The organism is Streptomyces paromomycinus (assembly GCF_003865155.1).
In the GTDB taxonomy this organism is placed as follows: Bacteria; Actinomycetota; Actinomycetes; order Streptomycetales; family Streptomycetaceae; genus Streptomyces; species Streptomyces chrestomyceticus.
Window position 1 is genome coordinate 7,962,507 of sequence record NZ_BHZD01000001.1, and the last position, 12,527, is coordinate 7,975,033.

The window sequence follows — 12,527 nt, forward strand, 5'->3', positions numbered from 1 at the left end:
CCATCAGATGAACCCCCTTTGTCGCATGGAGACAATTCCCCGGGCCGCGACGGGCCGTGTCGGGCCGGGAAATGATCAACTTGTTGCTCACTCTGCCAGGGGAGAGCTGGGGTCACAGGTGGCAGCCTCCACGGAGTTCGAGGGCGTGGAGTTGTGGGAATCATGCAAAGGATTCGCGGCGGGACGGCGCGTACGCATCGGCTGCCGGGCGAGCGGCGACGGGGCAGAGCCGACGGGAACCTGCTGCATGACCCCGCCCGGAACCCTGACCGGCCAGGGCCCTTCCGGTAAGGACCCGATCACGAGATATCTTGATGTCGAGCAATGTTGCAGACGTGGAGCGGAGCACCCGGTGACTGACTCGACCATCATCTACACACACACTGACGAGGCCCCGGCCCTGGCGACGTATTCGTTCCTGCCGGTGATCGAGGCCTACGCCTCGACGGCCGGGGTCGCGGTGGAGAGCCGTGACATCTCCCTGGCGGGCCGGATCATCGCCGGGTTCCCGGAGTGGCTCCAGGAGGAACAGCGCATCGACGACGCACTCGCCGAGCTCGGTGAGCTGGCGAAGACGCCCGAGGCCAACATCATCAAGCTGCCGAACATCTCGGCCTCGATCCCGCAGCTCAAGGCGGCCGTCGCCGAGCTGCAGGAGCAGGGTTACGCCCTGCCGGACTACCCGGACGACCCGAAGACCGACGAGGAGCGCGACATCCGCGCCCGCTACGACAAGGTCAAGGGCAGCGCCGTCAACCCGGTGCTGCGCGAGGGCAACTCCGACCGCCGCGCCCCCGCCTCGGTGAAGAACTACGCCAAGGCCAACCCGCACCGGATGGGCGCCTGGTCGGCCGACTCGAAGACCGAGGTCGCGCACATGAGCGGCGACGACTTCCGCTCCACCGAGAAGTCCGTGGTCATCGCCGAGGACAGCACCCTGCGCATCGAGCTGGCCGGTGACGACGGCTCGACCACCGTGCTGCGCGAGTCGGTACCGGTGCTCGCGGGCGAGGTCGTGGACGCCTCCGTCATGCGCGTCGCCGTGCTGCGCGAGTTCCTCAAGGAGCAGGTCGCCCGCGCCAAGGCCGAGGGCGTGCTGTTCTCGGTGCACCTCAAGGCCACGATGATGAAGGTCTCCGACCCGATCATCTTCGGTCACGTGGTGCGCGCCTTCTTCCCGAAGACCTTCGCCCAGTACGGTGACGTGCTCGCCAAGGCCGGTCTGACCCCGAACGACGGTCTGGGCGGCATCTGGAAGGGCCTGGAGTCGCTGCCCCAGGGCGAGGAGATCAAGGCGTCCTTCGACGCGGAGCTGGCCGAGGGCCCGGACCTGGCCATGGTCGACTCCCACCGGGGCATCACCAACCTGCACGTCCCCAGCGACGTCATCGTCGACGCCTCCATGCCGGCCATGATCCGTACCTCCGGCCACATGTGGAACAAGGACGACCAGGAGCAGGACGCCCTCGCCGTCATCCCGGACAGCAGCTACGCCGGCGTCTACCAGGCCGTCATCGAGGACTGCAAGGCCAACGGCGCGTACGACCCGTCGACCATGGGCTCGGTGCCGAACGTCGGCCTGATGGCGCAGAAGGCCGAGGAGTACGGCAGCCACGACAAGACCTTCGAGATCGCTGCCACCGGTACGGTGCGGGTCCTCGACAAGGACGGCAACGCGGTCCTGGAGCAGACGGTCGCCGCCGGCGACATCTTCCGTATGTGCCAGACCAAGGACGTGCCGATCCGCGACTGGGTCAAGCTGGCCGTCACCCGCGCCCGCGCGACCGGCGACCCGGCCGTGTTCTGGCTGGACGAGGGCCGCGCGCACGACGCGAACCTGATCGCCAAGGTCGAGCAGTACCTCCCGGAGCACGACACCGAGGGCCTGCGTATCGAGATCATGTCCCCGGTCGAGGCGACGAAGTTCTCGGTCGAGCGCATCCGCCGCGGCGAGAACACCATCTCCGTCACCGGCAACGTGCTGCGTGACTACCTCACCGACCTGTTCCCGATCCTGGAGCTGGGCACCAGCGCCAAGATGCTCTCGGTGGTGCCGCTCATCAACGGCGGCGGCCTGTTCGAGACCGGCGCCGGCGGCTCCGCGCCCAAGCACGTCCAGCAGCTGGTCAAGGAGAACTACCTGCGCTGGGACAGCCTGGGCGAGTTCCTCGCGCTCGCGGTGAGCTTCGAGCACCTCGCGCAGAAGACGGGCAACGCGCGCGCCCAGGTGCTCGCCGACACCCTCGACCGCGCGACCGGCTCGTTCCTCTCCGAGAACAAGTCGCCCAGCCGCAAGCTCGGCGGCATCGACAACCGCGGCAGCCACTTCTACCTGGCCCTGTACTGGGCCCGGGAGCTGGCCGAGCAGACCGAGGACGCGCAGCTCGCGGAGTCCTTCGCGGCCCTTGCGGCGACGCTGGCCGAGCAGGAGCAGACCATCGTCGACGAGCTGATCGCGGTCCAGGGCTCGCCGGCCGACATCGGCGGCTACTACCAGCCTTCGGTGGCCAAGGCCGCGGCCGTCATGCGCCCGTCGCAGACGTTCAACCAGGCGCTCGCCACCCTCGGCAGCTGATACGGCGCCGGGGTGGCCGGCGGGCGGGTGCTCCCGCCCGCCGGCCGCCCCGCACCTGTACGACGGGTCTGCCCCGGCCGACAGCAGTGCTGTCCGGCCGGGGCGGACCCGTTTCCGTACGGCCCACTCGGGCGAGCCGGAGTTCCCTCACGGCACCAAGTGCCCCAGCCCCTCCGCGCACCTCTTCGCCAAGTCGGCCGACCGGGGCAGCATCACCTCTTCGTACGCACGTACCGCGTCGTCCACCCGCTCCGCACCGACCAGCGCCTGCGCCAGCTCGGCGCCGTCGAGCAGCGCGTGGTTGACGCCCACGCCGAGGGGCGGCATCAGGTGCGCGGCGTCCCCCAGCAGCGTGACGCCCGGGACGTGCTCCCAGATGTGCGGTACGGGCAGCGCGAACAGCGGCCGGTCGGCGAAGCCGTGGTCACCGTTCAGCATGGCGTACCGCAGGACCTCGGCCCATCCGTCGAGCCGCGCACCCAGGTGCGCACGCATCGCCGCCGTGTCGTCCACGTCCAGCCCGGCGGCCGTGCGCCAGTCCTGCGGAGCCCGGAAAGCCACGTACGTACGGATGTGACCGTTGCTGTTCCGCTGGGCGAACAGGACCGTCGAACCGGACTCCGCCACCAGCGTGCCCGGCCCGACCAGCCGCGCCAGGGCGGGATGGCGTACGTCGCTGTCGTCGAAGCCGGTCTCGACGAAGGCGACACCCGTATAGGCGGGAAGGGCGTCCGAGACGGCCGGGCGGACCCGCGACCACGCGCCGTCGGCGCCGACGACCAGGTCGAAGACCTCGGAGGTGCCGTCCGTGAACTCCAGCCGGCAGGTGCCGTCAGCGAGCGGTACGGCGCCGCTGACCGCGCTTCCCCAGCGGACCGTGCCCGGCGCGAGCGAGTCCAGCAGCAACCCCCGCAGGTGCCCCCGGTCGATCTCCGGCCGGTCCTCGACGCCCGCGCCCTCGTCCCCGGGGGGCCACTCCTGTTCCAGGGCGGCCGCGGTGACGTGATCCACCTTCCGCCACTCCTGGCCCTCGGGGCGGGACAGGGCGTGGAACCGGTCGAGCACACCCGCCGCGCGCAGCGCCGCCTGGCCCGTCTCGGGGTGCAGATCGAGCGAGCCGCCCTGCGGGCGGGCGTCGAAGGCCGCCTCGCGCTCGAAGACGGTGACGGAACGGCCGTGGAGCTGCAGTACGCGGGCACACACCAGGCCACCGGGGCCCGCGCCGACGACGGCGACACGGGCCTCACGGGTGAGGTTCATGGTTCCCCTCCGAGGGTGAACGGAACGCCGGACCGACTGCCGGCGCCTCACCAAAAAAGCACACCCACTAAAAAAGCGCAATCACTAAACTTTTGGACCCGCTAAGCCGTGGAGTAGGCTGCACCCGTGACCGAACCCGCCCCCCGCATCGAGCCGCCCGCCCCCACCGCGGCAGGTACCGGCGCGCCGGTCGGCCGCCGCGAACGCAAGAAGGCCCGGACCCGCCAGGCCCTGGCCGACGCCGCACTGCGGCTCTTCCTCGAACGCGGCTACGAGCAGGTCGGCGTCAAAGAGATCGCGGAGGCCGCCGACGTCTCGGTGACGACCTTGTTCAAGCACTTCGCCAGCAAGGAAGCGCTCGTCTTCGACCTGGAGGAGGACATCGAGGCGTCCCTCGTCGCCGCCGTACGCGACCGGGCACCCGGACAGTCGATCCTTCAGGCGCTCCGCGCCTACGTCCTGCTCACCCAGGAACACGCGGCCTCTCTCGACGTCACCGCGTTCGCCCGCCTGGTGGACGACACCCCGGCACTACGCGACTACGCCCACCGCATGTGGATGCGCCACGAAGCAGCCCTGGCGCGCGCCATCGCCCAGGAAGCCGGCGCCCCCGAGGACGACGTCACCTGCGCCGCCCTGGCCCACTTCGCCCTCGCCTCCCGCACCCTCACCGGCGGGCGGCCCGCACCCCGCCAGGCCACCGAAGAAGTCTTCGACCTGCTGGAGCGGGGATGGGCGGCGGTCCGTCCGGGGAGCTGACGGGCGCGCCTCAGGCAGGCGCCGGGCAGTGGAGGTGGCCGGGGCCGACGCCGGCGATGATCAGGACCGGCGGCGGGGCTTGCCGCGCCGGGCCCCCTTCGCGGCACCGGCACCCGAGCGGCTACGCGGGCCCTTGGGGCCCTTACCGGCCGCCTTGCCGCTCTTGCCGGTGGCCGCGGGCTTCTGGCGGGCGCCGGACTTACCCGCGTTCTTGGTCTGCGGCTGAGCCTTGGCCTCGGGCTGGGTACGGCCGCGCGTGCTGTTGACGGTCCGGCCGCGGACGATGCCGATGAAGTCCTCGACCTGATCGGTGGTCCGCTCCTCCGGCCAGGCCAGCGCGACCTGGGACTGCGGGGCGTCCGTCAGTGTCCGGTACTTCAGATCCTTGCGGTGGTACAGCCGGGCCAGCGACTGCGGGACGACCAGCAGGCCGATGCCCGCTGCGACCAGCTCGATGGCGTCGGCAGTCGTCGCGGGCCGCTCGAACGCGGGCTGCCCCGGCGGGCGCTCCCAGCCGAGGGTGTCGTCGAGGGGATGCAGCACGACCTCGTCGGCCAGATCCTCCGTGGAGACCTCGTCGGCCGCCGTGAAGAGGTGGTCCTTCGGGACCACGACCACCGTCGTCTCCGTATAGAGGGGGATCGCGCTGAAGAACGTCCGGTCGGCCGGCAGCCGTACGAAACCCGCGTCGGCGCCGCCGTCCCGCAGGACGTCGTACGCCTCGGCGGGAGGCGTCGCGACGAGTTCCAGCGGAATGCCGGGCAGCCGCTCGTTCCAGATCCGCACCCACTTCGTGGGCGTCACCCCCGGGACGTACGCGAGCCGGAACGAGAGGGTTTCTTCCGAGCCTGTCACTCCGCCAGGTTACCGGTCGTGGTCAGCGGTAGCGCACACGATCGATACCCTTGACAGCATGACGTCGCACCAGAACACCCAGACGATGAAGCCCGCGACCGCGGCGAAGAAGCTGGGTGTGTACCTCGAAGCCACCCCCGCCGCATTCCAGGAGGGTGTCGTCTCGCGCGCCGAGCTGAACGCGCTGCAGACCGACCCGCCCGAGTGGCTCCGGGAACTGCGGCTCAACGGCCCGCACCCGCGGCCCGTCGTGGCGGCGAAGCTGGGCGTCTCCATCTCGGGCCTCGCCCGCGGCGGAGTCACCGAGGCGCTCACCACCGAGCAGATCGACGCGCTGAAGGCGGAGTCCCCCGAGTGGCTGCAGAAGGAGCGTGCCACCCAGGCCGAGGTCCGCAAGGAAAACGTGCGGATCAAGGAGAAGCACAAGACGGAACAGGCCAAGCGCGAGCAGCAGGACCAGTAGCAGGACCAGGAGAACAACGCGGAACACGTAGCGGGAAGCCGGCGCGGAACGGCGAGCCGGTGGAGGAGGAGCGCGGGCGAGGGACTGAGCCCGCGCTCCCCTCACCTGCCCCGCCGGGCCATGGACCCCGCCGACCCGGTCGAGCTCAGGCCCGTCTCACATCGCTACCCGCCGATCGCCGTGCCCGCGTCACCGTATTCTGAGCGCCCGAACGACGATCTTCTCTTGTCAGGGGTGGAACGGTGTTGATCGACGTCGCAGGTGTACGGGCCCCCGATGGGCGGGCCGCGGAGCTGGCGCAGTCGGTGTGTACGCAATACGCGGACGACGCGCTGTACCACCACTCGGTGCGCTCGTACTTCTTCGGTGCGGCGTGGGCGCAGGCCCGTGGTCTCGATTTCGACCGTGAGCTGCTGTTCGTCTCGGCGCTGCTGCACGACCTGGGGCTCACCCCGCCGTTCGACAGCCACGCGGTCCCCTTCGAGGAGGCCGGCGGTCATCTGGCGTGGGTCTTCGCGGCCGGCCTGGACTGGCCGCGTGAACGGCGCGCGCGGGCGGCCGAACTCATCGTGCTGCACATGCGGGACGACGTGGAGCCGGAGGAGGACCTGGAGAGCCGCCTGCTGCAGGTGGGAACGAGCGCGGACGTCTCCGGGGCAGGGCTGGACGCCTTCGACCCCGCCTTCGTCGAAGCGCTCGTCAAGGCATACCCCCGCCTGGGCTTCGCCGAGTCCTTCGTCCGCCTCTTCCGCGACCAGGCGGAACGGAAGCCGCGGTGCGCGGCAGCGCAATTGGTGGCCGGCACTTGGCCGGACCGCACCATGGCCAACCCGCTGGAGCGTGCCTGACGGTGCCTGAGCGCTTCGGCCGGCGGCTCTCGCCAACCGAAGCGCTCAGGATGGTCTCGGGCGGTTGCAGAGGAAGCAGCCCTCCCAGTGCGGCAGTGCGCTGAGAACCCGATGACGTGCGCACGAGGCCACCGCACGTTCCTCCGGAGGCGGAAAGTCTCCGCCGCCGAGCTGAGTACCGTCGGTCGGCACCAAGGACGTGACCATGGAGGTGAACTGAAGCAGGTAGTCACGGGCGAAAGGTGGGTCGTAGCCCAACTCGCTCCACCGGTGGCGGCCCAGTGCCAGTTCGGTGGCGCGCAGTACGAAGTCCTTCGACCGGTCGCGTTCCGCCGTGGACGCACCCCATGCGATGTCCCGCAGGTCGAAGCCGACGGCCCCGCGCCCCATCACGTTCTGGTCCTGCAGCGTCAGGAGGGCGGCGAACCGGTAGTCCCACTCGTCAGCAGCAAGATCAGACACTGCCAACATCAGTACGTCGATGAACACCTCGGTGCCGCCATTGGACAGGTGGAGACTCTGCCCACCGCACCGGAACACGTTCCCCATCGGTCCACGGTACGTCAGCGGCAACCGGCCGCCGCCCAAGCTCCGAAGGGTGGCCCACACCGTACGCCTGGCTGAGTCGACGCGCACCCATGCCAACCGAAGCGCTCAGTCACTCGCCCAAGCTCCGGGCGCGCACCTCGTCATTGCATAAAACTGCCGCTATCCGTATAGTCATGCCCCCAAGGAGGAGGATCCATGCCAGTACGAGCAGCAGTGGCCGGAGCGAGTGGCTATGCCGGGGGAGAGGTTCTGCGGCTGCTTCTGGGGCATCCGGAGGTCGAGATCGGCGCGGTGACCGCGCACGGCAACGCCGGGCAGCGCCTCGGAGTGGTGCAGCCGCACCTGGTGCCGTTGGCCGGGCGGGAGCTGGTGGCCACCACGGCCGAGGCGCTGGCCGGGCACGACGTCATCTTTCTCGCGTTGCCGCACGGGCAGTCGGCCGCGGTGGCCGAGGCGCTGGGGCCCGAGGCGCTGGTGGTGGACTGCGGAGCGGACTTCCGGCTGGCGGATGCGGCGGCCTGGGAGCAGTTCTACGGTTCGCCGCACGCCGGGACCTGGCCGTACGGGCTGCCCGAGCTGCCGGGGGCGCGGGAGGCACTGCGCGGGGCGCGGCGTATCGCGGTCCCTGGCTGTTATCCGACGGCCGTCTCGCTGGCCCTCTTCCCGGCGTACGCGGCGGGGCTCGCCGAGCCGGAGGCCGTCGTGGTCGCCGCCTCGGGTGCCTCCGGCGCGGGCAAGGCGCCCAAGCCGCACCTGCTGGGCAGCGAGGTGATGGGCTCGATGAGCCCGTACGGCGTGGGCGGCGTGCACCGGCACACACCGGAGATGGCGCAGAATCTCGGCGCCGTGGCGGGGGAGCCGGTCACCGTCTCCTTCACGCCGACCCTCGCGCCCATGTCCCGCGGCATCCTCGCCACCTGCTCCGCCAAGGCCCGGCCCGGCGTGGACGCAGCCGATGTACGGGCCGCGTACGAGAAGGCGCTGGGCGACGAGCCGTTCGTACGGCTGCTCCCGGAGGGGCAGTGGCCGTCGACCGCGGCCGTGTACGGATCGAACATTGCACTGGTGCAGGTCGCGCTCGACACGGCGGCCGGCCGGATCGTCGTGGTCAGCGCCATCGACAACCTGACGAAAGGCACCGCCGGCGGCGCGGTGCAGAGCATGAACATCGCCCTGGGCCTCGACGAGGCCACCGGGCTCTCTACGATCGGAGTCGCACCGTGAGCGTCACGGCAGCCAAGGGTTTCTCGGCGGCGGGCATCGCCGCCGGGATCAAGGAGAACGGGAACCCGGACCTCGCCCTGGTGGTGAACAACGGTCCGCGACTGGCCGCCGCCGGCGTCTTCACCGCCAACCGCGTCAAGGCCGCCCCGGTCCTCTGGTCCGAGCAGGTGCTCAAAGGCGGCCAGGTTTCGGCCGTGGTGCTGAACTCCGGCGGGGCCAACGCCTGCACCGGCCCCGAGGGCTTCCAGGACACCCACGCCACCGCGGAGAAGGCCGCCGGGGTGCTCAAGGGGCACAGCGCGGGCGAGGTCGCCATCGCCTCGACCGGACTGATCGGCGTACGGCTGCCGATGGACAAGCTGCTGCCGGGCATCGAGAAGGCCGCCGTCGAGCTGAGCGTGCACGGCGGGGAGAAGGCCGCGATCGCGATCAAGACCACGGACAGCGTGCACAAGACCGCGGTGGTGAGCCGGGACGGGTGGACCGTCGGCGGCATGGCCAAGGGCGCGGGGATGCTCGCGCCGGGGCTGGCCACCATGCTCGTCGTGCTGACCACCGACGCGGACCTGGAGCCCCCGGTCCTGGACCGGGCGCTGCGCGACGCGACGCGGACCACCTTCGACCGGGTCGACTCCGACGGCTGCATGTCCACGAACGACACGGTGCTGCTGCTGGCCTCGGGCGCGTCCGGGGAGGTCCCGGAGTACGACGCGTTCGCCGACGCGGTCCGCACGGTCTGCGACGACCTCGCGCGGCAGCTCATCGGGGACGCGGAGGGCGCGAGCAAGGACATCCGGATCGAGGTCGTCGGCGCGGCGAGCGAGGACGACGCCGTCGAGGTGGGCCGGTCCATCGCCCGGAACAACCTGCTGAAGTGCGCCATTCATGGTGAGGACCCGAACTGGGGGCGGGTGCTGTCCGCCATCGGCACCACCTCCGCCGTCTTCGACCCGGACCGGCTGAACGTCGCCATCAACGACGTCTGGGTCTGCAAGAACGGCTCGGTGGGCGAGGACCGGGACCTGGTCGACATGCGCTACCGGGAGGTACGGATCACCGCCGACCTCAGCGCGGGTACCGAGTCCGCGGTGATCTGGGCGAACGACCTCACCGCCGACTACGTCCACGAGAACAGCGCGTACTCCTCATGAGCACCCGTAAGCACACCGCGCTGCCCAAGGCCCGCACCCTCATCGAGGCGCTGCCCTGGCTGACCCGCCACCACGGCAAGACCGTCGTCATCAAGTTCGGCGGCAACGCCATGGTCGACGAGGAGCTGAAGGCCGCCTTCGCCCAGGACGTCGTCTTCCTGCGGCACGCCGGACTGCGGCCGGTCGTCGTGCACGGCGGCGGCCCGCAGATCAGCGCCCAGCTGGACCGGCTGGGCCTGGAGTCGGAGTTCAAGGCGGGCCTGCGGGTCACCACGCCCGAGGCCATGGACGTCGTACGCATGGTGCTCGCCGGACAGGTGCAGCGCGAACTGGTCGGACTGCTCAACCAGCACGGCCCGCTCGCCGTCGGCATGACCGGCGAGGACGCCCACCTGATGACCGCCACGCGGCACTACGCCCAGGTGGACGGCGAGCGGGTGGACATCGGACGGGTCGGCGAGGTCACCGCGATCGACACCGGCGCCGTACGGGCCCTGCTGGACGACGGCCGCATCCCGGTCATCTCCTCCGTCGCGCGCAGCGCCGACGCGGGCGACGGGACCGGCGTCTTCAACGTCAACGCGGACACCGCGGCGGCGGCCCTGGCCGCGGCCCTCGGCGCCGAGACGCTGATGGTCCTCACCGACGTGGAGGGCCTGTACGAGGACTGGCCGCACAGCGACGAGGTGATCTCCCGGCTCACCGCCACCGAGCTGGAGAAGCTGCTGCCCGACCTGGCCAGCGGCATGGTGCCGAAGATGCGGGGCTGCCTGCACGCCGTACGCAACGGGGTGCACACCGCGCGCGTCATCGACGGCCGGGTGCAGCACTCGATCCTGCTGGAGATCTTCACCGACGAGGGGATCGGCACGATGGTCGTGCCGGACGGGCCGGAAGTGAAGCGCGGGCCGGGCATGACGGACGTGATGAACGGGACGGCGGGTGCCGCGGGTATCGCGGACACCGAGGGCAGCAGCGCGAGCGAGAAGGCGGGAGCGGCATGAGCGACGTGGCCACGGATACGACGCCCACTACAGCGTCCAACACCACGCTCACCGAGCGCTGGCAGGGCGCCATGATGGACAACTTCGGCACCCCGCGCGTCCCCCTCGTACGCGGCGAAGGCGTCCGGGTCCAGGACGCCGACGGCAACGACTACCTCGACTTCCTCGGCGGCATCGCCGTCAACGCCCTCGGCCACGCGCACCCCGCCGTCGTGCGCGCCGTCTCCGAGCAGATCGCCACGCTCGGGCACGTCTCCAACTTCTTCGTCGCCGAACCCACCGTCGCGCTGGCCGAACGGCTGCTGCGGATCGCCGGCCGCCCCGGCCGGGTCTACTTCTCCAACTCCGGCGCCGAGGCCAACGAGGCCGCCTTCAAGATCGGCCGGCTGACCGGGCGGCCGCACATGGTCTCCACGACCGGCGGCTTCCACGGCCGCACCATGGGCGCCCTCGCGCTCACCGGCCAGCCCGCCAAGCAGGCCCCCTTCCGGCCGCTCCCCGGCGACGTCGACTTCGTCCCGTACGGGGACGCGGAAGCCCTGCGCGCCGCCGTCACCACGGACACCGCCCTCGTGATCATCGAACCGGTCCAGGGCGAGAACGGCGTCGTCGTCCCGCCCCCCGGCTACCTCGCCGCCGCCCGCGAGATCACCGCCGCCACCGGCACCCTGCTCGTCCTGGACGAGATCCAGACCGGCATCGGCCGTACGGGCCACTGGCTGGCCTCGCAGGCCCAGGGCGTCGAGGCCGACGTGATCACCCTCGCCAAGGGCCTCGGCGGCGGCCTGCCCATCGGCGCCACCCTCGCCTTCGGCCCGGCCGCCGGCCTGCTCACCCCCGGCTCGCACGGCTCGACCTTCAGCGGCAACCCGGTCGTGTGCGCCGGCGCGCTCGCCGTCCTCGACACCATCGAGGCCGACGGGCTCCTCGACCACGTCAAGCGGGTCGGCGAGCGGCTGCGTGGCGGGATCGAGGCGTCGGCGCACCCGCTCGTCGGCCAGGTCCGCGGCGTGGGACTCCTCCTGGGTATCGTCTTGTCCGAGCCCCTCGCACCGCAGGTGCAGCGGGCGGCTCAGGACGCGGGCCTCCTGGTGAACGCGGTCGCGCCGGACGTCGTCCGGCTCGCCCCGCCGCTGATCGTCTCGGACGACGAAGCGGATACGTTCCTCCGGAAGCTCCCCGCCGTCCTCGACGCGGCCCTCGCAGGGGCACACGGGGAACAACGATCCGGAGACTGACGACAACGATGACCGAGGCGCAGGACAACGAGACGCTGCACGGGGGACCTGCCGTACCGCAGACCCGCACCGCCCGCCACCGCCGGATCGTGGACATCCTCAACCGGCAGGCCGTCCGCTCCCAGAGCCAGCTCGCCAAGCTGCTCGCCGACGACGGCCTCTCCGTCACCCAGGCCACCCTCTCCCGTGACCTGGACGAACTGGGCGCGGTGAAGATCCGCAACACCGGCGGCGAGCTGATCTACGCGGTACCGAGCGAGGGCGGCGACCGCAAGCCGCGGGCGCCGCTGGGGGAGTCCGCCAAGGAGGAGCGGATGCGCCGGCTCTCCGGGGAACTCCTGATCTCCGCCGAGGCGTCCGCCAACCTCGTGGTCCTGCGCACCCCGCCCGGCGCCGCCCAGTTCCTGGCCTCCGCCATCGACCAGGCCGAACTGCACGACATCCTCGGCACCATCGCCGGCGACGACACCCTGATGCTCATCAGCCGCGACCCGGCCGGCGGCCAGGCCCTCGCCGACCACCTGCTGCACCTGGCGCAAAAGGCACGCTGAACCGCGGGTTCCTCACCCGCCCACCCGCCCGGCCGCTGTACTGGGTCCTC

At 71.1% G+C, this 12,527-nt stretch carries 12 protein-coding genes; 9 read left to right on the plus strand and 3 right to left on the minus strand.

Translation table 11 applies throughout. The annotated features are described in order from the left end of the window. Nucleotides 1–352 precede the first annotated feature (352 nt). Entirely contained in the window at nt 353–2,575 is a 2,223-nt protein-coding gene (locus OEIGOIKO_RS34375; protein ID WP_125057305.1) for an NADP-dependent isocitrate dehydrogenase, read from the plus strand. Between the two features lie 147 nt (nt 2,576–2,722). On the opposite strand, the gene OEIGOIKO_RS34380 is transcribed toward OEIGOIKO_RS34375, so the two are convergent. Further along, nucleotides 2,723–3,835 (minus strand): FAD-dependent oxidoreductase, encoded by a 1,113-nt coding sequence (locus OEIGOIKO_RS34380; protein ID WP_125057306.1) that lies wholly within the window; start codon nt 3,833–3,835, stop codon nt 2,723–2,725. Nucleotides 3,836–3,961: 126 nt separating this feature from the next. On the opposite strand from OEIGOIKO_RS34380, the gene OEIGOIKO_RS34385 reads away from it, so the two are divergent. Further along, nucleotides 3,962–4,594 (plus strand): TetR/AcrR family transcriptional regulator, encoded by a 633-nt coding sequence (locus OEIGOIKO_RS34385; RefSeq protein ID WP_246177722.1) that lies wholly within the window; start codon nt 3,962–3,964, stop codon nt 4,592–4,594. A gap of 60 nt (nt 4,595–4,654) precedes the next feature. Here the strand turns inward: OEIGOIKO_RS34385 and OEIGOIKO_RS34390 are convergent, their stop codons facing one another. Then, nucleotides 4,655–5,449 (minus strand): LysR family transcriptional regulator substrate-binding protein, encoded by a 795-nt coding sequence (locus OEIGOIKO_RS34390; protein ID WP_125057307.1) that lies wholly within the window; start codon nt 5,447–5,449, stop codon nt 4,655–4,657. A gap of 58 nt (nt 5,450–5,507) precedes the next feature. Between OEIGOIKO_RS34390 and OEIGOIKO_RS34395 the strand changes: the two genes are divergently transcribed. Beyond that, nucleotides 5,508–5,912 carry a DUF5997 family protein gene (locus OEIGOIKO_RS34395; protein ID WP_125057308.1) on the plus strand — a complete coding sequence of 135 codons (405 nt, stop codon included), beginning with the start codon at nt 5,508–5,510 and terminating at the stop codon, nt 5,910–5,912. A 245-nt stretch (nt 5,913–6,157) separates the two neighbouring features. After that, a complete protein-coding gene (locus OEIGOIKO_RS34400; RefSeq protein ID WP_246177723.1) occupies nt 6,158–6,760 on the plus strand; it encodes an HD domain-containing protein in 603 nt (200 codons plus the stop codon). A 45-nt stretch (nt 6,761–6,805) separates the two neighbouring features. Here the strand turns inward: OEIGOIKO_RS34400 and OEIGOIKO_RS34405 are convergent, their stop codons facing one another. Further along, the gene (locus tag OEIGOIKO_RS34405) at nt 6,806–7,309 is read right to left on the minus strand and encodes a hypothetical protein (RefSeq protein WP_125057309.1); all 504 of its coding nucleotides are present in this window, start codon (nt 7,307–7,309) and stop codon (nt 6,806–6,808) included. Nucleotides 7,310–7,504: 195 nt separating this feature from the next. Between OEIGOIKO_RS34405 and argC the strand changes: the two genes are divergently transcribed. The 5 genes from argC to OEIGOIKO_RS34430 are packed head-to-tail and all read left to right on the plus strand — an operon-like array spanning nt 7,505 to nt 12,477. Further along, nucleotides 7,505–8,533 carry an N-acetyl-gamma-glutamyl-phosphate reductase gene (gene argC / locus OEIGOIKO_RS34410; protein ID WP_125057310.1) on the plus strand — a complete coding sequence of 343 codons (1,029 nt, stop codon included), beginning with the start codon at nt 7,505–7,507 and terminating at the stop codon, nt 8,531–8,533. Next, nucleotides 8,530–9,684, plus strand: a complete 1,155-nt coding sequence (argJ, locus tag OEIGOIKO_RS34415; RefSeq protein ID WP_125057311.1) for a bifunctional glutamate N-acetyltransferase/amino-acid acetyltransferase ArgJ — start codon at nt 8,530–8,532, stop codon at nt 9,682–9,684. The genes argC and argJ overlap by 4 nt, the downstream gene beginning before the upstream one ends. Then, on the plus strand, nt 9,681–10,688 hold the full coding sequence (gene argB / locus OEIGOIKO_RS34420) for an acetylglutamate kinase (protein ID WP_125057312.1): 1,008 nt from the start codon (nt 9,681–9,683) through the stop codon (nt 10,686–10,688). The genes argJ and argB overlap by 4 nt, the downstream gene beginning before the upstream one ends. Next, nucleotides 10,685–11,926 carry an acetylornithine transaminase gene (locus OEIGOIKO_RS34425; protein ID WP_125057313.1) on the plus strand — a complete coding sequence of 414 codons (1,242 nt, stop codon included), beginning with the start codon at nt 10,685–10,687 and terminating at the stop codon, nt 11,924–11,926. The genes argB and OEIGOIKO_RS34425 overlap by 4 nt, the downstream gene beginning before the upstream one ends. A gap of 8 nt (nt 11,927–11,934) precedes the next feature. Beyond that, complete coding sequence (locus tag OEIGOIKO_RS34430; protein ID WP_030017304.1) at nt 11,935–12,477, plus strand: arginine repressor; 543 nt, start codon at nt 11,935–11,937, stop codon at nt 12,475–12,477. The last annotated feature ends 50 nt before the right edge of the window (nt 12,478–12,527 follow it).